This is a genomic window from Pseudomonas sp. NPDC096950 (genome assembly GCF_044762525.1).
GTDB lineage: Bacteria > Pseudomonadota > Gammaproteobacteria > Pseudomonadales > Pseudomonadaceae > Aquipseudomonas.
This window is the reverse complement of the sequence record NZ_JBIWEL010000009.1, coordinates 199,173-223,710: the sequence shown is the minus strand read 5'-3', so window position 1 is coordinate 223,710 and position 24,538 is coordinate 199,173. Positions and strand designations below refer to the sequence as shown.

Here is a 24,538-nt window from a genome sequence, read left to right as displayed (position 1 = left end):
GGCATGGAGTCTTCCCATGCCAGCTCTTTACGTGATGATCCCGGCGGCGCTGCTGATCGTGGCCATCGCTGTCTACATTTTCTTCTGGGCGGTCGACAGCGGTCAGTACGACGACCTCGACGGCCCGGCCCACAGCATTCTGTTCGACGACCAGGACCCGAACCACACGGCGGCAGTCGATGAGGCCAGCGGCCATCCGGCCAAACCGGACGATAAGGCACCACCCCATGCTTGAACTGGCGCCACTGCTGGTGTCGGCGGTGATCCTCGGACTGCTCGGCGGCGGTCATTGCCTGGGCATGTGCGGCGGCTTGATGGGCGCGCTGACCCTGGCGATTCCCAAGGAACAACGCAGCCGTCGCTTCCACTTATTGCTGGCTTACAACCTTGGGCGAATTCTCAGCTACGCCACCGCCGGCCTGCTGATCGGCCTGGCCGGCTGGGCAGTGGCCAACAGCCCGGCGGCGATGTTCATGCGCGTCATCGCCGGGTTGCTGCTGATCAGCATGGGCCTGTACCTGGCCGGCTGGTGGAGCGGCCTGACCCGCATCGAAAGCCTTGGTCGCGGCCTCTGGCGGCATATCCAGCCGGTTGCCAACAAACTGCTGCCAGTATCGAGCCTGCCCCGCGCCCTGCTGCTGGGCGCCCTCTGGGGCTGGTTGCCGTGCGGGCTGGTTTACAGCACCTTGCTGTGGGCGGCGAGCCAGGGCAATGCGGTGGATAGTGGGTTGTTGATGTTGGCGTTTGGGCTGGGGACATGGCCGGTTTTATTGGCCACGGGACTCGCGGCCGAACGCGTGACGGCGTTGTTGCGCAAACGCAGTGTGCGGATGAGTGGCGGGTTGCTGGTGATTCTGTTCGGGATCTGGACATTGCCGGGGCCGCATCAGCATTGGCTCATGGGGCATTAGATTGGCGGTGCGCCCTTCGCGAGCAAGCCCGCTCCCACATTGAAATGCATTCCCCTGTGGGAGCGGGCTTGCTCGCGAAGGCGCCGGCACTGCCAACCCCGATCGACCGTTGATGCAAATCAAGATGCCCCAACGCCGCACCCCATAGACTCGCAGCCACTGCAAGCCTATCCGGGGGAATGCCCGCATGCTCGACGCCATTCGTTGGGACACCGATCTGATTCGCCGTTACGACCTGTCGGGGCCGCGCTACACCTCGTACCCGACCGCCGTTCAATTCAACAGCCAGGTCGGCACGTTCGACCTGTTCCATGCCCTGCGCGACAGCCGTAAAGCGCTGCGGCCGCTGTCGCTGTATGTGCACGTGCCGTTCTGCGCGAACATTTGCTACTACTGCGCCTGCAACAAGGTCATCACCAAGGACCGTGGCCGCGCACTCCCCTACTTGCAGCGCCTGGAGCAGGAGATCCAGTTGATCGCCTGCCACCTCGATCCCGCTCAGAAAGTCGAGCAACTGCATTTCGGTGGTGGCACACCGACCTTTCTCAGCCACGACGAACTGCGCCAGTTGATGGCGCAGTTGCGCAAGCATTTCAATCTGCTGGACGACGATTCCGGCGACTACGGCATCGAGATCGACCCCCGTGAAGCCGACTGGTCAACCATGGGCCTGTTGCGGGAATTGGGTTTCAACCGGGTCAGCATCGGCCTGCAAGACCTCGATCCCGCCGTGCAACGCGCGGTCAATCGCCTGCAAAGCCTGGAAGAAACCCGCGCCGTGATCGACGCCGCGCGGACCTTGCAGTTTCGCTCGATCAACATCGACCTGATCTATGGCTTGCCGCGCCAGACACCGGAAAACTTCGCCCGCACAGTGGATGAAGTCATCGCCCTGCAACCGGACCGTCTCTCGGTATTCAACTATGCGCACCTGCCGGAACGCTTCATGCCGCAGCGGCGGATCAACAGCGCCGAACTGCCAACCCCGGCGCAGAAACTGGAGATGCTCCAGGGCACCATCGAACAGTTGACCAAGGCCGGCTACCGCTACATCGGCATGGACCACTTCGCCCTGCCCGACGACGAACTGGCGATTGCCCAGGAAGAATCGACCCTGCAACGCAACTTCCAGGGCTACACCACTCACGGACATTGCGATTTGATCGGGCTTGGGGTTTCGGCGATCAGCCAGATTGGCGACCTGTACTGCCAGAACACCAGTGATTTGAACCTGTACCAAAACACCTTGGCTTCGGCGCAACTGGCGACTAATCGTGGCTTGCTGTGCAACGCCGACGATCGTCTGCGGCGGGCGGTGATTCAGCAATTGATCTGCCATTTCAGCCTGGAATTCGCCGGAATCGAACAGGCCTTCAACATCGATTTCCGTGGCTACTTCAGTGAACTCTGGCCGCAGTTGCAGGCGATGGCCAAGGACGGCCTGATCGAACTGGACAGCGAGCGGATCACTGTTTTACCGGCCGGACGCTTGCTGGTGCGCTCGGTGTGCATGGTGTTCGATGCCTACCTCGAGCAGCAGAATCGTCAGCGCTTTTCCCGGGTGATTTAGGACTTCATGGCCAGCGACGCCGCCTTGAGGACTTGCTCCGGCGTCAGGCCCGCTTGCTTCATGGCTTTACTGAGCGCGTTGTTGGCGACGATCAAGCCACCGTTGAGGTTGTTGATAAACGCTTGCAAGGCGCCGAGCTTGGCTTTTCTTTCTTCGGGGCTCAGCCGTTTATCTTTCATCACCGCCTGCATTTCGGCGAGTTTTTCGGCGATCTGCTGCTGCAATTTACGAATCATCTTCAGGATCTGCTGAATGTTGTCCGGCAAACCGCTTTCTTCGATGTCGCTGTTTTCGCCCTTGGCCCCGGCGGCTTTTTCAATGCCAGCGCCGGACAGCGACACTTTGACGCCTTCGACTTTAGTCGGGGTGTCGACACTCGGTGTCGTGACATCCGCGTCATTGACCGCAGGAAGTTTCGAGGTGTCGAGCAACGACGACAAGCTGCTGTTACCGGGGTTCAGCGTGCCTATGGCGGACATGAATGCGGTTCCTTGCAGGCGATCAGTTGACAGGTTATCGGCCAACCAAGCGCAGCCTTTACCGGCCTGCGGCAAAATCGCCGTGCGCTGGCCTGAATGTCCTCCCGTGAGTTACCCTTACGTCTTATGTGTGTTTTTCCCACAAGGATTGAAGAAATGTCCGAGCCAGTAAAGCTGCGCGCTCACAGTCAGGCCCATTGCAAGGATTGCAGCCTGGCCCCCCTCTGCTTGCCACTTTCTCTGAATCTGGAAGACATGGATGCGCTGGACGACATCGTTAAACGTGGTCGCCCGTTGAAAAAAGGCGAGTTCCTGTTCCGCCAAGGCGACACGTTCGATTCCGTTTATGCAGTACGCTCCGGCGCCCTGAAGACCTTCAGCCTCAGCGATGGCGGCGAAGAACAGCTCACCGGTTTCCACCTGCCGAGTGAACTGGTCGGCCTGTCGGGCATGGACACTGAAAAGCACCCTGTGTCGGCGCAAGCGCTGGAAACCACATCGGTCTGCGAAATTCCTTTCGAGCGCCTCGACGAACTGGCCATTCAACTGCCGCAACTGCGTCGCCAGTTGATGCGCGTCATGAGCCGCGAGATTCGTGACGATCAGCAAATGATGTTGCTGCTGTCGAAGAAAACCGCCGACGAGCGTATCGCCACATTCTTGGTCAACCTGTCCGCGCGCTTCCGCGCCCGGGGTTTCTCGGCCAACCAGTTCCGCCTGAGCATGTCGCGTAACGAAATCGGCAACTACCTGGGCCTGGCGGTGGAAACCGTGTCCCGGGTGTTCACGCGCTTCCAGCAAAACGAACTGATCGCCGCCGAGGGCAAGGAAATCCATATTCTCGACCCGATCCAGCTCTGCGCCCTGGCTGGCGGCTCCCTCGACTAGTGCAATTGCGGCTGAGCGAAACGGTTCAGCCGCCGTTATACTGCGACGTTTGCAGCCCTGCCAGGACAACTCGACGATGGTCTTCGACTCCTTCGACATCAAATCCCTGATCCGCCCCGTGATCGACTTCCCCAAACCGGGCGTGATCTTTCGCGACATCACCCCGCTGTTCCAATCGCCCACGGCCCTGCGCCTGGTGATGGACACTTTCGCTCATCGTTACGTCGAGGCCGACTTCACCCACATCGGCGCAATGGACGCCCGTGGCTTCCTGATCGGCTCGGTGTTGGCGTATCAGTTGAACAAGCCGCTGGTGCTGTTCCGCAAGCAAGGCAAACTGCCGGCGGACGTGTTGGCCGAAGGTTATGCCACCGAGTACGGCGAAGCCTTCCTCGAAGTGCATGCCGACAGTCTGTGCGAGGGCGATTCGGTGGTGATGTTCGATGACCTGATTGCCACCGGCGGCACCTTGATCGCTGCGGCGAACCTGATTCGTCGCATGGGCGCGCGGGTACATGAAGCGGCGGCGATTATTGACTTGCCGGAGCTGGGTGGGTCGCAGCGGCTGGAAGATATGGGGATTCCCACCTTCTGCCTGACGCAGTTTGCGTTGTCGGAAAAGTAAGCGGCGTCTGGGCTGGCGCCTTCGCGAGCAAGCCCGCTCCCACATTGGATTTGTGTGCACCGCAGATCCCCTGTGGGAGCGGGCTTGCCCGCGAAGACGTCAGCCGCCACACCACAAAAATCAAAGTCCCATCTGCTTGCTGATAATCTCGTTCATCACTTCCCGCGTCCCGCCGCCAATCGACAGAATCCGGTTATCCCGATACAAGCGCTCTACCAGACTCTCGCGCATATAGCCCAATCCCCCCAGAATCTGCACCGCATCGTTGGTGATGCGATCCGCCGTGTCAGTGGCAAAGTTCTTGGCCATGGAAATCTCTTTGATCACGCTCTGCCCCGCCGCCATTTTCGCGGCCTGGCGGTAGGTGAATTCCCGTGACACTTCCAGCGCCGTGGCCATTTCGGCGAGGCGATGCTTGAGCACCTGGAACTTGCCGATCGGTTTACCGAAAGCCTCACGCTGACGCGCCCATTTCAGGCTTTCTTCAAGGGCCAACTGCGCGGTCATGTTGGCCATCAGCGCCAGGGCCAGGCGTTCGCTCTGGAAGTTGCCCATGATGCAGGCGAAACCCATATTTTCGGCACCGATCAGATTTCCTACGGGCACTCGGCAATTATCAAAGAACAACTCAGCGGTGTCCGACGCCCACCAGCCCATTTTCTTCAACTGCCGGCCGACGGTGAAACCGGGGGTGCCCTTCTCGATCAACAACAGGCTGATACCGCCAAATCCGGGCTCGCCGGTGCGCACCGCCACGGTGTAGAAATCCGCACGCACGCCGCTGGTGATAAAGGTTTTGCTGCCGCTGACCCGATAGAAGTCGCCGTCGCGCACGGCGCGGGTTTGCAGGTTGGCCACATCGGAGCCGCCGCTGGGTTCAGTGATGGCCAGGGCGCTGATTTTCTCGCCGGACAGCACTTGCGGCACCACCCGGTCGCGGACTTCGGGCCGGGCCCATTTGAGGATTGGCGGCAGGCCGATGTCCAGGGAACCAAGACCCGCGACCAAACCGCCGGAGCCACAACGCATCAATTCTTCGCTGGCGGCGACCTTGGCGAACAGATCGCCTTCGTGGCTGCCGCCCAGGGCTTCGGGGTAACCGATACCGAGGATTCCGGCGGCACCGGCCTTGAGGTAGAGCTCCTGGGGAAAGCTTTCGGCTTCTTCCCACTCATCGATACCCGGCAGGATCTCGCGCTCGACGAAACGCCTCACGCTGTCGCGAACCAATTGGTGGCTGGGATCGAAGTATTCCTGAAAGGCAGGCATCGGCGAACTCCACTGAAGGGTTCAGCGACGTTAACCGAGCGCTTGCTTGGTTTTCAACAGGATTGTGTGAGTCAGGTGGACCGAGGTGCGCTCATTCGCGAGCAAGCCCGCTCCCACATTGGATTCGTGCACACCGCAAATCCCCTGTGGGAGCGGGCTTGCTCGCGAAGGCGTCGGTTCAAACGCTACAAGGCAATCGGCTTACGCCCCGCAAACGAATGCGCCAACGTCCCGCCATCCACCAATTCCAGCTCGCCACCCAACGGCACGCCATGGGCGATCCGCGAGGCGACCAGGCCTTTGTTGCTGAGCAACTGGGCGATGTAATGCGCGGTGGCTTCACCTTCCACCGTCGGGTTGGTGGCCAGGATCACTTCGGTAAACGTGCCGGCTTCTTCGATCCGCGCGAGCAATTGCGGAATGCCGATGGCTTCAGGCCCGAGGCCGTCGAGTGGCGACAAATGGCCCTTGAGCACGAAGTAGCGACCCCGGAATCCGGTCTGCTCCACCGCGTAGACGTCCATCGGCCCTTCCACCACGCACAGCAAGGTGTCGTCACGCCGGGTGTCGGCGCATTGCGGGCAGAGGTCGTCTTCGGTCAGCGTGCGGCACAAACGGCAGTGACCGACCCCTTCCATCGCCTGGCTCAGGGCCAGGGCCAGGCGCGAGCCGCCGCTGCGATCGCGCTCGAGCAGTTGCAACGCCATGCGCTGGGCGGTTTTCTGACCCACGCCCGGCAACGTTCGCAGGGCATCGATCAGTTGGCGAATCAGAGGGCTGAAGCTCATGGGGAAAAGTCCGACAAAACAACGAGACGCGGTTTATACCCGCGCCTCTGGCCAGCGTCAAATACTCAGTCCTGGGCGACCCGCACTACCAGTTTGCCGAAGTTGCGTCCTTCCAGCAGACCGATGAACGCCTCGGGCGCCTGTTCCAGGCCATCGACGATGTCCTCGCGGAATTTGACCTTGCCGTCGCGTACCCACGGCGCCATGGCGCTGACAAATTCCGGCTGGCGATCACCATAGTCATCGAACACGATAAAGCCCTGGATGCGCACCCGTTTGGTCAATAAAGTCCGTTGCAATTGCGGCAGACGATCCGGACCGCTCGGCGCTTCATGGGCGTTGTAACCAGCAATCAGGCCACAGAGCGGAATCCGCGCCTTCGAGTTGAGCAACGGGATGATCGCGTCGAAGACCTTGCCGCCGACGTTCTCGTAGTAGATATCAACGCCTTTGGGACAGGCCAGCGCCAGGTCATTGGCAAAGTCCGGGCTCTTATGGTCGATGCAGGCGTCGAAGCCCAGTTCCTCGACCACGTAGCGACACTTCTCGGCACCACCGGCCACGCCGACCACCCGCAGGCCCTTGATCTTCGCCACCTGGCCGACCACCGAACCCACGGCACCGGACGCGGCGGCGACCACCAGGGTTTCACCGGACTTGGGTTGACCGATGTCCATCAGGCCCATGTAGGCCGTCATGCCCGGCATGCCGAGTACACCCAACGCCATCGACGGACTCGGCAGCCCGGACGGGATCGGGATGATGTTGCGCCCATCGCTGATGCTGTGGCTCTGCCAGCCTGTGGCGCCGACCACCAGATCACCTTCGTGAAACTTCGGATTCAGTGAACGCTCGACGCGGCTGACCGCGCCACCGGTCATCACTTCGTCGATTTCCACCGGCGCGGCGTAGGACGGTGCGTCACTCATGCGACCGCGCATGTAGGGGTCGAGGGACAGATAAAGGGTCTTGAGCAACACCTGGCCGTCGGCCAGGTCCGGCAGCGCCACGCGCTCCAGGCGGAAATTCTCCGGGGTCGGCGCGCCCACCGGGCGGGACACCAGGACGATACGTTGGTTGAGGGTCAATGCTTGCGGCATGTGAGCGTCTCCTTTGATCGATGAATTCAGCGGTATAGGGAGCAGACCTTTATGGGCCAGGCGCGTTCGATGTTTCTGCCCCGATCGTTCCCACGCTCTGCGTGGGAATGCAGCCCGGGACGCTCCGCGTCCCAACAGCGGACGCAGAGCGTCCATTGAGGCATTCCCACGCAGAGCGTGGGAACGATCAGTGTGCGCCAGAAACAAAAATGCCAGGCGCAATGCCTGGCATTTTTTGTAGCCCATCCGACGCGCCTTGGCGAATCAGAATGGCAGTTTCATACCCGGTGGCAGCTGCATGCCAGCGGTTACGCTGCCCATCTTGTCCTGGCTGTTGGCTTCGATCTTGCGCACGGCATCGTTGACGGCGGCGGCGAATACGGCCTCCAGCATCTCTTTGTCGTCTTCGCTCAGGCCTTCCACCAGGCTTGGGTCAATGGTCACGCGCTTGACGTCGTGACGACCGGTCATTACCACGGTGACCATATCGCCACCGGCCTTACCGGTGACTTCGGCGTTGGCCAGTTCTTCCTGCATCTTGGCCATTTTTTCCTGCATCTGCTGTGCCTGCTTCATCAGGCCGGCCATGCCACCTTTCATCATGGTAATCACCTCAAAGTACTTGGATAAAAACAGTGTCCGGCGACGGTCGCCGAACGCCTTCAGTTATTAGCCCTGAGTGACCAGGGCTTCGACAGGTTCAATAGTATCGTTACGGATCACCGCACCGAACTGCTCCATCATCTGCTGGATGAACGGATCACCGTGGATCGACTCCTCGGCCTCGCGCTGACGGTTCACACGACGACGGGACGCGGCCTGGGCCGGGGTTTCCTGCTCGGGCTTGATCAGTTCCATGCTCAGGTTCAGCGTACGCCCGTGAAACTGGTTCAACGCATCGTTGAGACGACGTTGCTGGGTCGCGTTGAACAAGGCGCTGTGGGCCGGATCCAGGTGCAGCAACCAATTGTCGCCATCGACCGCGATCAGCGTGCAGTTGGCGGCGATGCTGCCGGTCATGCCGGAAATCGGCAGTTTCGGGAACAGCTCCAGCCATTGCAGCGCCAGACCGGTGGCCGGCATTGCAGCAGGCTCGGGCTCAGGTTCGGGCGTCGGCTCGGCGGTGTGCTCGCTGGCCAGTTCGTCGAGATAACTGTACGCCGAGTCGATGTCCGGCTCGATGTAATCCTCGTCCAGCGGCGGCTCGTCATCCAGATCGATGCCCGGCGTGGCGGCATCGACTTCGGCCACGGACGGTTCCGGAATCGGCGCAGCGGCCCACTCCGGCGCGTCCGGCACCACGCTGTCAGGCGTTGGCGTCGGCATCGGTGGCAATTCGGGTTGTTCGCTGGTGGTTTCCAGCACCGGCTCGGCCGCTGGCTGCTGAACGACTTCGGGTTCAACCGGGTCATTCCACGGCAGGTCAACGACGGCTTCGACCGCCACCGCTTCAACCACAGGCTCGGGCACGATAACTGGCGCAACCGGCTCAGGTTCAGGCACTGGAGCCGGCGCAATTTGCGCAGCAACCGGCGCCGCTACAACAGGTGCAACTGCCGCAGGAGCTACCGGCGCGACTTTAGGCGCGGTAGCCACTGAATTTGCGGAATCAACTGTGGCCTGGCTGATCCCCACTGGCTTTAGCGGTTGCCTCGGGACATCCGCCGTATCCGCCGGCCGGAACGCGAGCATGCGCAGCAGGACCATTTCGAAGCCACCACGCGGGTCCGGTGCCAGCGGCAAGTCGCGGCGCCCGATCAGGCCCATCTGGTAATAAAACTGCACGTCTTCGGCCGGCAATGCCTGGGCCAGGGCCAGCACCCGATCACGGTCGCCGTGGCCGTTGTCGACGCCTTCAGGCAAGGCCTGGGCGATGGCGACACGATGCAGCACGTTGAGAATTTCCGAGAGCACGCCGTTCCAGTCCGGGCCTTGTTCGGCCAGATGACGGACGGCTTCGAGCAACGCCTTGGCGTCGCCTTCGATCAGCGAATGCAGGACATCAAACACCTGGCCATGATCCAGCGTGCCGAGCATCGCCCGCACGTCGGCGGCCATGACCTTGCCTTCACCAAAGGCGATGGCCTGGTCGGTGAGGCTCATGGCGTCACGCATCGAACCATCGGCGGCGCGACCCAGCAACCACAGTGCATCGTCTTCGAACGGCACTTGTTCGACACCCAGCACGTGGGTCAAATGCTCGACCACCCGTTCCGGAGTCATGTTCTTCAGGGAGAACTGCAGGCACCGGGAAAGAATCGTTGCCGGAAGTTTCTGCGGATCCGTGGTCGCCAGGATGAACTTGACGTAGGGCGGCGGCTCTTCGAGGGTTTTCAACAGCGCATTGAAGGAATGGCTGGAGAGCATGTGCACTTCGTCGATCAGGTAGACCTTGAAGCGCCCGCGGCTCGGGGCGTACTGCACGTTGTCGAGCAGCTCGCGGGTGTCCTCGACCTTGGTCCGGCTCGCGGCGTCGATCTCGATCAAGTCGACAAAGCGCCCTTCATCGATCTCACGGCACACCGAGCACTCGCCGCAGGGCGTTGAAGTGATACCTGTTTCACAGTTCAGGCATTTGGCGATGATTCGTGCGATGGTGGTCTTGCCGACCCCACGGGTACCGGTAAACAGGTAGGCGTGGTGCAGCCGCTGGCTGTCCAAGGCATTGATCAGAGCCTTGAGCACATGGGTCTGGCCGACCATTTCGCGGAACGAGCGCGGACGCCATTTACGTGCAAGAACCTGATAACTCATCGAAAACCGTCGCAACTAAGGAACAGAAGCGGCTAATGCTAGCGGAGCAGGCCCGAAATTGCATCCGGTGTGCTCGTCTAATCTGACTAAGCTGCAATTGGGGGGCTATTTTCGGCTCGGGTTTCATCAGTACCGGAGCGTTTATGCGGTTGGCCTTGGGGGCATTGTTGTGGATCAGCCTGAACGTCGCAGCCGCCGACGCGCCTGTGCGCTTCGTCATGGCCGACAGTTGGGCCATGCCGATGGTGCAACTGGATCGCGGCCGACCGACCCAGGGCATCCTTTACGACATCATGCTCAGCCTCGCCACCCAGGTCGGGGTGCCGGCCGAATTTCATGTGCTGCCCCGGGCGCGGGTGCAGGGCGCCATGGAACACGGCGAAGTCGATGTGCGCTGCTATGCCGCACAGTCATGGCTGCCGAACCAGTCCGGGGATTACATCTGGAGCATTCCACTGTTTCTGCAACGGGATCTGCTGGTCAGCCGGCAAGGTCCGCCCGGGCCGATTGTCCCGGCCAGCCTGAAACATGAATCCATCGGCACGGTGCTCGGCTATATCTATCCGACGTTGCAACCGTTGTTCGATAACGGCCAGTTACAACGGGAAGACGCGCGCAATCAGGAACAGGTTCTGGATAAACTCATGGTCGGACGCTATCGCTACGCCGTCACCAATCAATGGACCCTGGACTGGTTCAACCAGCGCCTGATGCCCGGTCGGCAGTTGCAAACGGTCGCGGTGTTGCAGGAGCAGAATGTTGGCTGCTATGTGCGCAACGACCCGAAGGTGCCGGTGCAGCGGATTTTGCGCACGTTGCTGCGGATGAAAATGTCTGGGGAGATTGATGACATTATTGGGCTCTATACCGGCGCGGAGCCCAGTACGCCTTGAACAACACGGAAACCCTGTGGGAGCGGGCTTGCTCGCGAATGCGGTGTGTCATTCAGCAATGATGTCGACTGTTCCACCGCTTTCGCGAGCAAGCCCGCTCCCACAGGGGATTGGTGGTGATTACAAAACTTCAGCCAACCTGATCCAGCACTTGCCACTCCACCGGTGCAACAAACCCCGCGACCCAACCCGGCACCTCGGCGGGCGGCATCGGCTTGGCGATGAAATAACCCTGGGCCACTTCGCAGCCCAGTTCCAGCAACAATCGACCATGCTCGACACTCTCCAGTCCTTCGGCAATCACTTGTCGGCCAAACGCCCGGGCCAGGCCGATCACCGCCGTGGTCAGGGCCAGATCGTCGCGGTCATGGAGAATGTCGCGCACAAAGGATTTATCGATCTTGATTGTTTGCGTGCGCAGGCGCTTGAGATAACTCAGGGACGAATAACCCGTGCCGAAATCCCCCAGCGAAAACTGCACCCCGAGCGCCTGGCAGGCCTGCAAACAGGCGCTGACATGCTGGATGTTCTCGACGGCCACCGACTCGACGATTTCCAGGTCCAGCAATTGTGGATCGACCTGGGCATGCCGGGCGAGCACCTGCTTGAGTCGCTCGACAAAATCCGCCCGCTGAAAATGCCGCGCCGCGATATTGATGCTGATCGGCCAGCCCTGCCCTGCCTGCTGCCAGCGGTGCAATTGCGATAAGACTTGATCCATCACCCACTCACCAATGTCGATGATCAGGTCGGTTTCCTCCACCAGCGGCAGGAATTCCCGCGGCGGCACCAGACCGTTTTGCGGGTGCTGCCAACGCAACAACGCCTCGAAACCCACCACCTCGCCGCGGCGCATGTTCACCTTGGGCTGGAAATACAGGCGCAGTTCGCCAGCGGCCAGCGCCTGGCGGACGCGCTCGACGGTCTGGTGCGTGACCTTGACTTCCAAGTCCCGGGACACATCGAATAGATGAAAACGGTTGCGCCCGCGCTGCTTGGCCACGTACATCGCCTGATCGGCGTGACGCAACAAAGTTTCGGCATCTTCGTGGTCATAGGGGAACAGCGTCACGCCAATGCTGGCAAACACGTTGACGTCCTTGCCGTGCAGCGAATACGGGGCCGAGATCGCCCCCAGCACTCGATTCAGCGCCGCGCGCAATTCCGGCAGATCCCGCACGTAACGCAGCACCAGCACAAACTCGTCGCCGGCCAGCCGCGCCACCACGTCTTCGCCTCGCACTATGGTGCGCAACCGCTTGGCCACTTCCACCAGCAACAGATCGCCACTGGCATGACCGTAGCCATCGTTGACGGCCTTGAAGCCATCGAGGTCGAGCATACAGACCGCCAACGGGATGTTTTCCTGGCGGGAAAACTCCAGCGCCTGATCCAGCAGGTCCGAGAGGAAGGCTCGATTGGGCAGGCCCGTCAGCACGTCATGCCCGACCCGCCATTGCAGGGAATGCAACAATTGGCGTTTTTCGCTGATGTCGAAGCGAATCGATAAATAGCGGTCAACCCGCCCGGTGGCGTCGTTCAGCACCGGCACCATGGTGCTGTCGACCCAGTACAGGCTGCCATCCTTGGCGCGATTACAGATCTCGCCCTTCCAGACGCTGCCCAAGGCGATAGTGCGCCATAGCGTGGCGAAAAAATCGGCGGAGTGCAGGCCGGAATTCAGCAGGCGATGGTTCTGCCCGATCAGTTCCTCGCGGCTATAGCCGGAGATGGCGCAAAACTGGTCGTTGACGTAAGTGATCCGGCCGCTCAGATCCGTTTCGGAAAAAATGGCGGCGGCGTCCACGGCCCTGCGGTATTTCTCATCCATGAGTCAGGCTCGCTGTCGCTAGCGGTGGTACCGCTCGACCAGCACACAATGCCCGGAAGAGATGTTTTGAGACGGACTGCGCAGAGACACTCGGTTACTCCATGACAGCATTTGATGGCCCCGGGACAGTCGAAGATCAACTAGGCTCAAAGGCCTCGGCGAAATCGGAAACAGCGATCCAGGCAGCATTTTGCAAGGCACCGGACCACTCGTGGCGCCTCCGCACACCCGGTGCTGGAACGCAACGCTGGCTGTTCCATAGCGCCTTAACTTCTGGAAGCAGGTCACCAAATGCCCCCTCTGAGCGGCGATTCTACGAAATGCATCACATTTTGCAAAGCAAGGTGATGGATCATGCAGTTGTCTAATGCAAAAATCTATCGTTAAGTTCTTGATTCTAAATGGGAATTGAGCGATGCAAATTTCAAGTTTGGGTCCGGCCATCCGACGCTATCGCAAGGTCGCGGGGCTTACTCAGGCTGAACTCGGCGAAAAAACCGGTTTTGACCCCAAAACCATCAGCCGCTTCGAAACCGGCACCTATACCCCCAGCGTGGAAGCATTGTTCCTGCTTGCCGATGTGCTGGGCGTGAAGCTGAAAGCGTTTTTCGCAGATATGGGCGATGAAGACGAACAGCGGGCGTACCTGTTCAGCGTCATACACAAAGCCACCTCAAAGGATCTGGGAAAGCTGATCGCTGCGGTTGACCAGGCCTTGTCCAAGCCTTAGTGCCAGTAATGAAAAAGGCAGATTTGTCGAAATCGATAAATCTGCCTTTTGTGTTTATCAGCGCCTGAAAACCGTACGACTTGAACGTCGAACAACGTGCATCGATAGTGGCCATCCGATATTCTCCGCACGAAATTAATTCAAAATGTAAGGGAATACGATGAAACACCTCCGCCCAATCCTCATGGCCGCGTTGTTGCTCGCACTGCACAACCCCGCCCACGCCGCGAGCAATCCCCCGGCAGCCCCAACCGAAGCGGCCCAGGTCGAGCAATCGCCCGCACAGTTTCTCGCCTCCTTGAAGCAACAGCACGGCACTATCACCCTGCCGTCTGGCATCGCCACGTTGAAACTCAACGATGAGTTTTACTACCTGGACCCGAAAGACACCGAACGCTTGCTGACCGAAGGCTGGGGCAACCCGCCCGGCCACAAGACCTTGGGCATGATCATCCCAAAAGCCGTTAACCCACTGGCCGCCAGTGGTTGGGGCGTGATTGTCAGCTACAACGACGACGGGCATATTTCCGACGAAGACGCGGCAAAAATCGACTACGCAGACCTGCTCAAACAAATGCAGGAAGAGGATGAGGAAGACAACAAGGCGCGTCAGAAACAGGGCTATGCCGCCCTGCACCTGCTGGGCTGGGCCGAGCAGCCGCATTACGACGAAACCAGCCACAAAATGTACTGGGCCCGGGAACTGAAATCTGATGACGCGGAGGACAGCACGCTGAACTACAGCATTCGGGTGTTGGGCCGCAAAGGCGTCCTCGAATTGAACGCCGTCGCTGCCATGGCCGACCTGCCGACCATCAAGCAAGAACTGCCTAAAGTCATCGCCTTCACCAACTTCACCGACGGCAACCTCTACACCGACTACAGCCCCGGCACCGACAAACTGGCCTCTTATGGCCTGGCCGCACTGGTGGGCGGTGGCCTGGCGGCCAAAGCAGGGTTATTTGCCAAGATCGGCATCTTCCTGCTGGCCGCGAAGAAATTCCTGATTGTCGGTTTGGTGGTGATTGCGGGGTTTGTGCGTAAGTTGTTCAGTCGCAACAAAGCTTAAGACCATAGCCTGTCTGTGCTGCCGGGTAACACTGGCAGCGCAGAATCCACGAACCGCAGGCATGGCAAAACCGCCGCATCAAGCGCAGCAGACAAACAAAAAAGGTTTTTAAACGAGAGGTATCGGAGAGTACTGCGCGCTCAACTCTTCGAATCCGAAGAGAGGGCGTTATGGAGGCAACCCCACCAGCCACACCCCGGCACACAATGTTCCCGCTGTGGCTGCTTCCTTCCGGATCTGACCAGGTTCACGGGTAATCGTTGCGGGGGGACCGATGGAGTCACCATAACGACATTCACCTGACGGCGAACGGCGCCATTGTACCTATCTGAGTCGAAGTTACAACCGTTCGATCCAGATTAAAAATATGAATCAGGTCAAGGACATGCGCGGGCCCTGAAAAGCCGGGCTATTGAGCCAACACCTCATCCGCCCTGCCGCCCTCTTGCTGGATCACCAGATGGATAAAGTGCAGCTTGGCGATCACCGCGGGTGGCAGGACGAACGGATAGAAATCCGGCTGGCCCATGCTGCGCGACAATTCGTTGAGCATGCCGGCCAGTTCGATCCACGCATTGACGAACGACAGGAATGCCGCGCCGCCGGGATGCTGCGGGTCGTAGAGGGTGCTGGACGGGAATGGCTGGTAATCGAAATCCATTTCCCGGGCGCTCATGCCGAAGCCCAGGGCGGTGTCCACCGCGTCCATCATGTGCAGGTAGTGCGCCCAGGTTTCGGCCCAGTCTTCCCACGGGTGCATCGTCGCGTAGGCGCTGACGGAGTGTTGCTGCCAGTCCAGCGGCGCGCCTTGCTGGTAGTGCCGCTCGAGGGCGTCGGCGTAGCTGGCGCGCTCGTCGCCGAACAGGCCACGGAACGGTTCCAGCCAGTGACTGTTGGCGATCAACCGATCCCAGTAGTAATGCCCGACTTCGTGACGAAAATGCCCGAGCAACGTGCGATACGGCTCGTGCATTTGCACGCGGATCTGTTCTCGGTGAGCGTCGTCGGCTTCCTTGATGTCGAGGGTGATCAGCCCGTTGGCGTGACCGGTGGTGGGCGGTTTGCCTTCCAGATCGACACCGATGAAATCGAAGGCCAGGCCGGTTTCTTCGTCCACGGTTTTCGGGATCACCTGCAAACCGAGGCTGACCAGTTGCGCAATCAGACGCCGCTTGGCCGTTTCGACCTTGCGCCAGCGTTCAGGGTTTTCGGGAATCGAGAGATCAGGGATGGTGTGATTCAGGCTACAGGCGATGCACAACGCATCGTGGTCGTTGGCCGGCAGCAGCCAGTTGCACGCGGCCGGTGAATCGAGATTGGCGCAGCGGCGAAACACACCGGCCTCGGGATCGGCGTCGAGCAGCCAGGTGTCCGCTTGCGGGCCGGATTGCAGGGACGACAGGCGACTCTGTTCCGGCTGATAGCCCAACGCCGCCGAGCAGGCCAGGCACTGGCTGTTGCGAAAGAACAGGGACTGGCCGCAGCGGCACTGCCATACCTTGCTGTTGCGCGAACTCTCGCCGATGAAAGGCGCGGCGATGCGGGAACTGAGCTGTTCGAAGAAACGGTACATGGCGAACTCTCCCTGAGGGGTGCCAAGACTAGATCATTTCAGCCTCGCGATCGTTCCGGTTTTTTTGCGCAATGGCCGACATCGCCTTCGCGAGCAAGCCCGCTCCCACAGGATTGCGCGGACCATGTGGGAGCGGGCTTGCTCGCGAAAGGCGTCACACTGGAATGTCGTACTTGCGCAGAAACTCGACAAATGCCTCTTCATCCAGCACCTTCAACCCCAGTTCATTGGCCTTGGCCAACTTCGAGCCCGCCCCCGGCCCCGCGACCACGCAATGGGTCTTGGCGGACACCGAACCCGCCACTTTGGCGCCTAGACCCTCAAGCTTCTCCTTGGCCACATCACGGCTCATCAACTCCAGCGAACCGGTCAGCACCCAGGTCTGCCCGGCCAGTGGCAAGCCTTCGACGACTTTCTTCTCGCTCAACCAATGCATGCCAAAATCACGCAACTGCTTTTCGGCTGCTTCTGCAATCTGGCGATTCTCTGCAATCGCAAAAAACTCGCGAACCGAATTCGCCTGTTTCTCCGGCAGCGCCTGACGCATGTCCAGCCAGTCAGCGTTGAACACGCCTTCCAGCGAACCAAACTTGTCCGCCAGTTTCTGCGCCCCGCCCGGCCCTACCGAGGGAATGTGCAGCTTGTCGAGGAACCCGCCGAGCGTAGTGCTCGCGGAAAACTCGGCGCCCAACTCGCCTTGGTCCTGAATCTGCAAACCGTGCTTGAGCAGTTCCGCGATCACCTGCTGGTTGTGCGCATCTTCAAAGAAACTGTGAATCTCATACGCCACTTCCAGGCCGACATCCGGCAGGTACGTCAACACTTGCGGCAACGCCTGCTGAACCCGCTCCAGCGAGCCCAGGGAGCGCGCCAGCACCTTGGCCGTCTCCTCGCCGACATCGGGAATCCCGAGGGCATAAATGAAGCGTGCCAGGCTCGGCTGCTTGCTGTCTTCGATGGCGCAGAGCAGCTTTTTACTCGACAGCTCGGCAAAGCCTTCCAGGTCGACAATGTCTTCGAACTTCAGGGCATACAGATCTGCCGGCGAACTCACCAGGCCTTCATCGACCAATTGCTCGACGCTCTTGTCGCCCAGGCCTTCGATGTCCATGGCGCGACGGGAGACGAAGTGGATGATCGCTTGCTTCAGCTGCGCGCCACAGGCCAGACGTCCGACGCAGCGATACACCGCGCCTTCGCTGACGGTCTCGCGCCCTTTGCTGCGCTTGACCAGTTGCGTGCGCTCGACGTGTGAGCCGCACACCGGGCACTGCTCGGGAATCTGCACCGCTCGCGCATTTTCCGGACGACGCTCCAGGACCACTTGCACCACTTGCGGAATCACGTCCCCCGCGCGGCGAATGATCACGGTGTCGCCAATCATCAGACCCAGGCGCGCAACTTCGTCCATGTTGTGCAACGTCGCGTTGGCCACGGTGACGCCGGCCACTTTGACCGGTTTCAAGCGCGCAACCGGCGTTACGGCGCCGGTGCGGCCAACCTGGAATTCCACGTCGAGCAACTCGGTGAGTTCTTCCATCGCCGGGAATTTGTGGGCAATCGCCCAACGTGGCTCGCGGGCGCGGAAACCCAGCTCACGCTGAGAAGCGATGCTGTTGACCTTGAACACCACGCCATCGATTTCATAGCCCAGCGCGTTGCGGCGCTCGCCAATGTCGCGGTAGTAATCCAGGCATTCGCCGATGCCGTGCGCCAGTTTCAGTTCATGACTGATCGGCATGCCCCAGACCTGCAACTGCTTGAGATTGCCGATATGAGTGTCGGCAATATCCGCCGAAATCTGGCCGATGCCGTAGCAGCAGAATTCCAGCGGACGATTAGCGGTGATCTTCGAATCCAGCTGACGCAAGCTGCCGGCCGCCGCGTTACGCGGGTTGGCGAAGGTCTTGCCGCCGACTTCCAGTTGTGTGGCATTCAGCCGTTCGAAACCAGCCTTGGACATGAACACTTCGCCGCGCACTTCCAGGGTCGCCGGCCAGCCGGTGCCGTGCAGCTTGAGCGGAATGTTGCGCACGGTGCGCACATTGACGCTGATGTCTTCGCCGGTGGTGCCGTCGCCGCGTGTCGCGCCGCGCACCAGTACGCCGTCCTGATACAGCAGGCTGACCGCCAGGCCATCGAGTTTCGGTTCGCAGCTGTATTCAACCGCCGCGCCGCCACCAAACAGATCACCGACGGGCAGATCCAGACCTTCGGTAACGCGGCGATCGAACTCACGCATGTCGGTTTCTTCGAAGGCGTTGCCGAGGCTGAGCATCGGCACTTCGTGGCGCACCTGGGTGAACGCCGACAGGGCTGCGCTGCCGACGCGCTGGGTGGGCGAGTCGCTGGTGATCAGTTCGGGATTGGCCGCTTCGAGGGCCTTGAGCTCATGGAACAACCGATCGTACTCGGCGTCCGGAATGCTCGGCTCGTCCATCACGTGATAGCGATAGTTGTGCTGATCCAGCTCAGCGCGCAGCTCTAGAATGCGGGTTTTGGCGGCGGTCATGGGTGTTCTCTCATAAAGCAAAAGAGCAGCCGAGGCTGCTCAATTTTCTAGATACAGTAGCTTAAAGATATGGACACTGTGGCGAGGGAGCTTGCTCCCGCTCGGCTGCGAAGCAGTCGTAAAACCAGCGAAATGCGGAGTGTCTGAATATTTAAGGTTGTTGCTTGAATGGGGCCGCTTCGCAGCCCAACGGGAGCAAGCTCCCTCGCCACAAGAGCCCACCCCATTCATCTGAATTAGCGTTTCTGGGTCAACGCACGACGTTCGAATTCAACGATGCGCTGACGGTAGTGCTCAATCGTCTGGGCGGTCAGCACGCTGCGCTGGTCGTCTTTCAGTTCGCCGTTCAGCTCCTGGGACAGTTTGCGCGCCGCGGCCACCATCACGTCGAAGGCTTGCTTCGGATGACGCGGGCCTGGCAGGCCGAGGAAGAAGCTCACCGCCGGGGTGCTGAAGTGGTCGATGTCGTCCAGATCAAAGATGCCCGGCTTGACCGCATTGGCCATGGAGAACAGCACTTCACCGTTGCCGGCCATGCTTTCGTGGCGGTGGAAAATATCCATCTCGCCGAAACGCAGACCGCTTTCCAGAATGTTCTGCAACAGCGCCGGGCCTTTGAAGCCGGCAGCGTCGCGGCAGATCACGCTGATCACCAGCACTTCTTCGGCTTGCGGTTGTTCTTTGTCGCTGACCGATGGCGAAGACTTGGTGTCATCCGGGAAGTCATCGTCACGGCTGCTGAAGCTCGGGCCGCCGTCCAGGTCCAGGCTGAGGTTCATGTCGCCCTGGGATGGCTCGGAATGGCCACGCTTGCCGCGTTTGGAACCCGACTCACGGGGCTCCCGGGCCGGCATGCTCACCGACGGCAGATCGTGCTCGTCCAGCTGCGGCTCTTTATGGGTATCCAGCACCCGAGGCGGGCCCAACAGCTCGGCGCTGGTGTCCTCGTCCGGCAGGTTGGACAGACTTCGATCAAGACGGAATTTCAGTTTTCCCTTGCCGCCGCGCATGCGACGCCAGCCATCGAAAAGAATACCGGCAATGACAATAATGCCGATGACGATCAGCCACTCGCGCAGACCGATTTCCATGTAATCCCGTGCCTCTATAAAAAATGCTGAAAAATAAGGGGTTTACAACGTGCAAACCGCTTTAAAACGTGGCGCCAACTCTATGTTCTGACAGGCGTTTTGCCCACGTATACGAAAAATTGACATTAAACTAGCACGACCAAAGGCAACTTTACACCGTCTGTCACAATGGCTTCAGCGAATATGTCGATTGGCCAGCAAGTAAAGGGCGCGTAAATAAGCCTACAGCGCATAAATACTTGCCTTACAAGCGCCGGTTCAGGCATCCACCATCGCCATCGCCTCCTCGACATCCACTGCCACCAAGCGTGAGCAACCCGGTTCGTGCATCGTCACCCCCATCAGTTGATCGGCCATTTCCATGGCGATCTTGTTGTGGGTGATGTAGATGAACTGCACCGTCTGCGACATCTCTTTGACCAGCCGCGCGTAGCGTCCAACGTTAGCGTCATCCAGTGGCGCGTCAACTTCATCGAGCATGCAGAACGGCGCCGGGTTCAACTTGAAGATCGCAAAAACCAGGGCCAATGCGGTCAGGGCTTTTTCGCCACCGGAGAGCAAATGGATGGTGCTGTTCTTCTTTCCTGGCGGTCGCGCCATGATCGTTACCCCTGTATCGAGTAGATCTTCGCCCGTCAGTTCCAAATACGCGCTGCCGCCACCGAAAACTTTTGGGAAAAGTGCCTGAATTCCGGCATTGATCTGATCAAAGGTATCTTTGAAGCGGTTTCGCGTCTCTTTGTCGATCTTGCGAATCACGTTTTCCAACGTATCCAGCGCTTCCACCAGATCGTCGTTCTGGGCATCCAGATAACGTTTACGCTCGGATTGTTGCGTGTATTCGTCGATGGCCGCCAAGTTGATCGCACCGAGTCGAGCAATGCGCGCGGCGATGCGCTCCAGTTCTTCCTCGGCCTCTTTCTCGTTGGCCTCGGCCACCAGGGTCGCGATCACGCCGTGGAGGTCGTAGCCGTCTTCCAGCAGTTGATCTTCCAGGGTCTTGCGCCGCACGGTCAGGGCTTGCCATTCCATGCGCTGGTGTTCGAGTTGGCCGCGGATTAATTGCGATTGCTGCTCGGCCTGATTGCGGCGTTTCTCGGCGTCGCGCAATTCGCGGTCGGCATCTTCCATGGCGGTTTGCGCGGTCTTGAGTTCTTCGTCGACGGTCATGCGCTTGTCGAGCAACTCTTCGAGTTTGAGGCGCAGTTCTTCCAGCGGCGCCTCGCCCTCCTCCAGGTTCAGACTGAGCTGCTCGCGCTTCTCGGTCAGGCGCTCGGATTGCATCTCCAAACGCTCCAGGGCCTGGCGCGTGGAATCGTGTTGAGCCTTGAGCGAACCCAGGCGCACCGCCAATTGATGCGCGTGATCCTTGTGCTGCCGGGCTTCCTGGCGCACCCGATCGAGGCGCTCGCGCAAGCTGTCGCGCTGGGCCAGCAGCAACTCGCGCTGCTCGGTGTCCAGCGCCATGCTGTCGAGGGCTTCCTGCAATTGCAGACGCGCTTCGCCGATGTTTTCGTGTTCCAGCGCCCGTTGCTCGCCCAACTCGGTGAGTTCTTCATCGAGACGGGTACGGCGCAGGGTCAGTTGTTCGGCCTTGGCTTTTCCGGCGGACAACTGCGCTTTCAATTCACCTTGCTGACGGGCTTCGTCTTGCAGCAGACGGCGCAAATGTTCGCGACCGTTTTCCTGCTGACGCTGTTGTGCCCGCAAGTTTTGCAGCTGGGTTTCCAGGGTTTCGACCGTGGCTTCGCGCTCTTCGCGCTCAAGGCCCAGTTGCTGGATTTCCTGGCCACGGGCGAGCACGCCGCTTTCCGCTTCACTGGCGCGACGCACGCGTAAAAAGTGTCGGGCGACCCAGTAACCATCGCGGCTGATCAGGCTTTCACCAGGCTTCAATTGACCGCGCAAGGCCAAGGCCTGCTCGAGGCTGTCCACCGGTTTGACCTGCCCCAACCATGGCGACAAATCAATCTGCGCCTCGACCTTATCGAGCAAGCTGCCGGCCACGCGCACGCCATCGCTGGCGGGGCTGAGCAAGCGCAAATCGCCCTGGGCAAAACCGGCCAGATCAAAGTCGCCGAAGTCATCCACCAGCACCGCTTGCAGGTCGGCACCGAGCACGGTTTCTACCGCCAGCTCCCAACCGGCCTCGACCTTCAGGCCTTCGGCCAGGCGCGGACGCTCTGCCAGATTCTGTTCACGCAGCCATTCAGCAGTGCCGGTGCCCGGATCGAGCGCGGCTTGCTGCAAGGCTTCAAGGGACGCGAGACGCCCGTTGAGGCGCTGCAAATCGCCCTGAGCTTGCTGTTGCGCGGTCAATGCGTGCTGCAACTCCTGACGCAGTTGTTCAAGCTTTTCGACCTGAGCCTGTTCACTGGTCTGCAAATCCTCAAGCGTCGCTTCGGATTCAGCGAGCTGCTCGCTGAGTTGCATGATCGCCGCGTCTTCCGGGTCGGCCGAGAGCAACGCGCGCTCTTCGCCTAGACGCTTCTGGCGATCGGCCAGACGCTCCATGCTGGTTTCCAACTGCTGGATTCGCGATTGCTGCACTTCGGACTGACGACGGGGTTCGGCGGCGGTGAGGTTGAAGGTGTCCCACTGCTCCTGCCACGCATGCATGGTGGTTTCGGATTCTTCCAGCGCGGCGGCAGCCTCTTCGGCGGCGGCGCTGGTGACCTCCTGCTCTGGCGTGAGCATGTCCAACTCTTCGCCGAGGGTCAGCAGCAGAGTGCGGTCGTGACCCAAGTGCGATTCGGTTTCCAGACGCGCGCGCTCGGCTTCCTTCAAATCGTCCTGCAACTGGCGCAAGCGCTGCTGGCCGTGCTGGATGCTCTGCTCGACCCGGGCAATGTCGCCACCGACCGAATAGAAGCGCCCCTGCACCAGATTGAAGCGCTCGGACAGGTCATGGTGACCGTCACGCAGGCGTTCAATCGCCGCATCGGCGTTGCGCTGTTCAGCGACCAAGGCTTCGAAAGTGATTTCCTGGTTGCCGATGATCGCTTCGCGCTGCCCGACCTGTTCGTTCAACGCCTGCCAGCGCAGGGCAGACAACTGGGCCTTGAGCTGACGTTCTTCGCCCTTGTATTCCTGATACTTCTTCGCCGACTCGGCCTGGCGATGCAAGCGCTCAAGTTGACGCTCAAGCTCTTCACGCAAGTCAGTCAGGCGCGCCAGATTTTCGTGGGTACGGCGGATGCGGTTTTCAGTCTCGCGCCGACGCTCCTTGTACTTGGAGATCCCCGCCGCTTCTTCAATAAAGTTACGCAGGTCTTCGGGCTTGGCTTCGATCAGCTTGGAGATCATGCCCTGCTCGATGATCGAGTAGCTGCGCGGGCCCAGGCCGGTGCCGAGGAAGATGTCGGTGATGTCGCGACGACGGCATTTGGTGCCGTTCAGGTAGTAGCTGTTCTGGCTGTCGCGGGTGACTTTGCGGCGTATCGAGATTTCCGCGTAGGCCGCGTATTCGCCGACCAGGGTGCCGTCGGAGTTGTCGAACACCAGTTCGATGCTCGCCTGGCTCACCGGTTTGCGGCTGGTGGAACCGTTGAAGATGACGTCGGTCATCGACTCGCCGCGCAGGTTCTTGGCCGAGCTCTCGCCCATCACCCAACGCACGGCGTCGATGATGTTCGACTTGCCGCAACCATTGGGCCCGACCACCGCCGCCATGTTACTGGGGAAGTTCACCGTGGTCGGGTCGACGAAGGATTTGAACCCCGCCAGTTTGATGCACTTGAGCCGCACGCTTAAGCGACCGTCAGGGCGGAAATCACCAGATCGCAGCTGCGCTGGGCATACGCCGTCAGCACCACGCGAATCTGCGGAAAGTCACGGGCGATCACGGCCGCGAGCAAACGCTCGAACAGCTCCAGGAATTCGCTCATCTCGGCCTTGCGCTGTTCCAGGGCGAGGAAATACGCGCGGCTCATGGCCGGTTGCAGGTTCTCGACGGTTTCCTGCAAGTACGGGTTGTTGGCGAACGGGTACGCGGCGCGCATCACGCTGAAGCTGTCGTCGACGAACGTGCGGATGTCCTGGCGCTCGTAGCTGGCGGTCAGGCGCTGCTGAATCTGCACGAACGGCGCCAGGTCGGCCTGGACTTGCCAGCCAGTGGCCACGGCGTTGCCGAGCAAGATGTACAACTCGCTCATCAGCGTGCACAGGCTCTGGACCTTGTGCGCGGTAAGTTCGGTCACGTGGGCGCCACGTCGCGGCAGGATCGCGATCAGGTGGCGGCGCTCAAGGATCAGCAAGGCCTCACGGACCGAACCGCGGCTGACATTGAGGGCCAGCGTGACCTTCTGTTCCTGGATGCGCTCTCCCGGCTTCATTTCGCCGCGAATGATACGTTCGGCGAGGTGGTGAGCGATTTGCTCGGCGAGGCTGTCCGGCGCCTTGAACGTCATGGTTGTCCTTCAAACTCTTCGATCTGCACAAGCGGCGCAGTGTAGC

General features: G+C 60.3%; 20 protein-coding genes, 1 other RNA gene and 1 pseudogene. 8 read left to right on the top strand and 14 right to left on the bottom strand.

All coding sequences use genetic code 11. The features are described 5' to 3' along the window. The first annotated feature begins 16 nt into the window (after positions 1 to 16). From ccoS to hemN, 3 genes are all read left to right on the top strand, one after another. Complete coding sequence (ccoS, locus tag ACIQY3_RS16745) at positions 17 to 235, top strand: cbb3-type cytochrome oxidase assembly protein CcoS (protein ID WP_047531427.1); 219 nt, start codon at positions 17 to 19, stop codon at positions 233 to 235. Beyond that, positions 228 to 911, top strand: coding sequence for a sulfite exporter TauE/SafE family protein (locus ACIQY3_RS16740; protein ID WP_403021289.1), 684 nt, complete (start codon positions 228 to 230; stop codon positions 909 to 911). Before ccoS ends, ACIQY3_RS16740 begins: the two co-directional genes overlap by 8 nt. 187 nt (positions 912 to 1,098) lie before the next feature. Continuing rightward, positions 1,099 to 2,481, top strand: coding sequence for an oxygen-independent coproporphyrinogen III oxidase (gene hemN / locus ACIQY3_RS16735; RefSeq protein WP_403021286.1), 1,383 nt, complete (start codon positions 1,099 to 1,101; stop codon positions 2,479 to 2,481). Here the strand turns inward: hemN and ACIQY3_RS16730 are convergent. After that, a complete protein-coding gene (locus ACIQY3_RS16730) occupies positions 2,478 to 2,960 on the bottom strand; it encodes a hypothetical protein (RefSeq protein ID WP_403021283.1) in 483 nt (160 codons plus the stop codon). The genes hemN and ACIQY3_RS16730 overlap by 4 nt on opposite strands. Positions 2,961 to 3,116: 156 nt before the next feature. Here ACIQY3_RS16730 and fnr point away from each other — a divergent pair, with 156 nt between their 5' ends. Further along, entirely contained in the window at positions 3,117 to 3,848 is a 732-nt protein-coding gene (fnr, locus tag ACIQY3_RS16725; RefSeq protein ID WP_403021280.1) for a fumarate/nitrate reduction transcriptional regulator Fnr, read from the top strand. Positions 3,849 to 3,924: 76 nt separating this feature from the next. Beyond that, positions 3,925 to 4,473, top strand: coding sequence for an adenine phosphoribosyltransferase (locus tag ACIQY3_RS16720; RefSeq protein ID WP_403021277.1), 549 nt, complete (start codon positions 3,925 to 3,927; stop codon positions 4,471 to 4,473). Positions 4,474 to 4,593: 120 nt separating this feature from the next. On the opposite strand, the gene ACIQY3_RS16715 is transcribed toward ACIQY3_RS16720, so the two are convergent. The 5 genes from ACIQY3_RS16715 to dnaX form a co-directional block, all read right to left on the bottom strand. Then, on the bottom strand, positions 4,594 to 5,742 hold the full coding sequence (locus ACIQY3_RS16715; RefSeq protein ID WP_403021274.1) for an acyl-CoA dehydrogenase family protein: 1,149 nt from the start codon (positions 5,740 to 5,742) through the stop codon (positions 4,594 to 4,596). A 185-nt stretch (positions 5,743 to 5,927) separates the two neighbouring features. Further along, positions 5,928 to 6,530, bottom strand: coding sequence for a recombination mediator RecR (gene recR, locus ACIQY3_RS16710; RefSeq protein ID WP_163909218.1), 603 nt, complete (start codon positions 6,528 to 6,530; stop codon positions 5,928 to 5,930). 65 nt (positions 6,531 to 6,595) lie between these two features. Beyond that, positions 6,596 to 7,630, bottom strand: a complete 1,035-nt coding sequence (locus ACIQY3_RS16705; protein ID WP_403021270.1) for an NADP-dependent oxidoreductase — start codon at positions 7,628 to 7,630, stop codon at positions 6,596 to 6,598. A gap of 264 nt (positions 7,631 to 7,894) precedes the next feature. Next, the gene (locus ACIQY3_RS16700) at positions 7,895 to 8,233 is read right to left on the bottom strand and encodes a YbaB/EbfC family nucleoid-associated protein (protein WP_123403312.1); all 339 of its coding nucleotides are present in this window, start codon (positions 8,231 to 8,233) and stop codon (positions 7,895 to 7,897) included. Between the two features lie 66 nt (positions 8,234 to 8,299). Continuing rightward, positions 8,300 to 10,384: a DNA polymerase III subunit gamma/tau gene (dnaX, locus tag ACIQY3_RS16695; protein WP_403021267.1), complete on the bottom strand. Its 2,085-nt coding sequence runs from the start codon at positions 10,382 to 10,384 to the stop codon at positions 8,300 to 8,302. Between the two features lie 143 nt (positions 10,385 to 10,527). Here dnaX and ACIQY3_RS16690 point away from each other — a divergent pair, with 143 nt between their 5' ends. Next, entirely contained in the window at positions 10,528 to 11,277 is a 750-nt protein-coding gene (locus tag ACIQY3_RS16690) for a substrate-binding periplasmic protein (protein ID WP_403021264.1), read from the top strand. Between the two features lie 14 nt (positions 11,278 to 11,291). Here ACIQY3_RS16690 and ACIQY3_RS16685 read toward each other — a convergent pair. Both ACIQY3_RS16685 and ACIQY3_RS16680 read right to left on the bottom strand, forming a co-directional pair. Beyond that, a pseudogene (locus ACIQY3_RS16685) lies at positions 11,292 to 11,411 on the bottom strand (DUF4381 domain-containing protein); the annotation flags it as partial. Beyond that, complete coding sequence (locus ACIQY3_RS16680; protein ID WP_403021262.1) at positions 11,408 to 13,108, bottom strand: putative bifunctional diguanylate cyclase/phosphodiesterase; 1,701 nt, start codon at positions 13,106 to 13,108, stop codon at positions 11,408 to 11,410. The pseudogene ACIQY3_RS16685 and the gene ACIQY3_RS16680, both read right to left, overlap by 4 nt. 415 nt (positions 13,109 to 13,523) lie before the next feature. Here ACIQY3_RS16680 and ACIQY3_RS16675 point away from each other — a divergent pair, with 415 nt between their 5' ends. Continuing rightward, on the top strand, positions 13,524 to 13,838 hold the full coding sequence (locus ACIQY3_RS16675; RefSeq protein WP_054054050.1) for a helix-turn-helix domain-containing protein: 315 nt from the start codon (positions 13,524 to 13,526) through the stop codon (positions 13,836 to 13,838). 160 nt (positions 13,839 to 13,998) lie between these two features. Further along, entirely contained in the window at positions 13,999 to 14,907 is a 909-nt protein-coding gene (locus ACIQY3_RS16670; protein WP_403021260.1) for a DUF2167 domain-containing protein, read from the top strand. Between the two features lie 180 nt (positions 14,908 to 15,087). Here the strand turns inward: ACIQY3_RS16670 and ffs are convergent. From ffs to ACIQY3_RS16640, 6 genes are all read right to left on the bottom strand, one after another. Beyond that, an RNA gene (ffs, locus tag ACIQY3_RS16665) (signal recognition particle sRNA small type) lies at positions 15,088 to 15,184 on the bottom strand. A gap of 132 nt (positions 15,185 to 15,316) precedes the next feature. Next, complete coding sequence (locus tag ACIQY3_RS16660) at positions 15,317 to 16,480, bottom strand: putative zinc-binding metallopeptidase (protein WP_403021257.1); 1,164 nt, start codon at positions 16,478 to 16,480, stop codon at positions 15,317 to 15,319. A 154-nt stretch (positions 16,481 to 16,634) separates the two neighbouring features. After that, positions 16,635 to 18,992 (bottom strand): NAD-dependent DNA ligase LigA, encoded by a 2,358-nt coding sequence (gene ligA / locus ACIQY3_RS16655; protein WP_403021255.1) that lies wholly within the window; start codon positions 18,990 to 18,992, stop codon positions 16,635 to 16,637. 236 nt (positions 18,993 to 19,228) lie between these two features. Next, complete coding sequence (gene zipA, locus ACIQY3_RS16650; RefSeq protein WP_123512168.1) at positions 19,229 to 20,083, bottom strand: cell division protein ZipA; 855 nt, start codon at positions 20,081 to 20,083, stop codon at positions 19,229 to 19,231. A gap of 258 nt (positions 20,084 to 20,341) precedes the next feature. Then, entirely contained in the window at positions 20,342 to 23,830 is a 3,489-nt protein-coding gene (smc, locus tag ACIQY3_RS16645) for a chromosome segregation protein SMC (protein WP_403021252.1), read from the bottom strand. 2 nt (positions 23,831 to 23,832) lie between these two features. Continuing rightward, positions 23,833 to 24,492 carry a GntR family transcriptional regulator gene (locus ACIQY3_RS16640; RefSeq protein ID WP_403021249.1) on the bottom strand — a complete coding sequence of 220 codons (660 nt, stop codon included), beginning with the start codon at positions 24,490 to 24,492 and terminating at the stop codon, positions 23,833 to 23,835. Between the last annotated feature and the right edge of the window lie 46 nt (positions 24,493 to 24,538).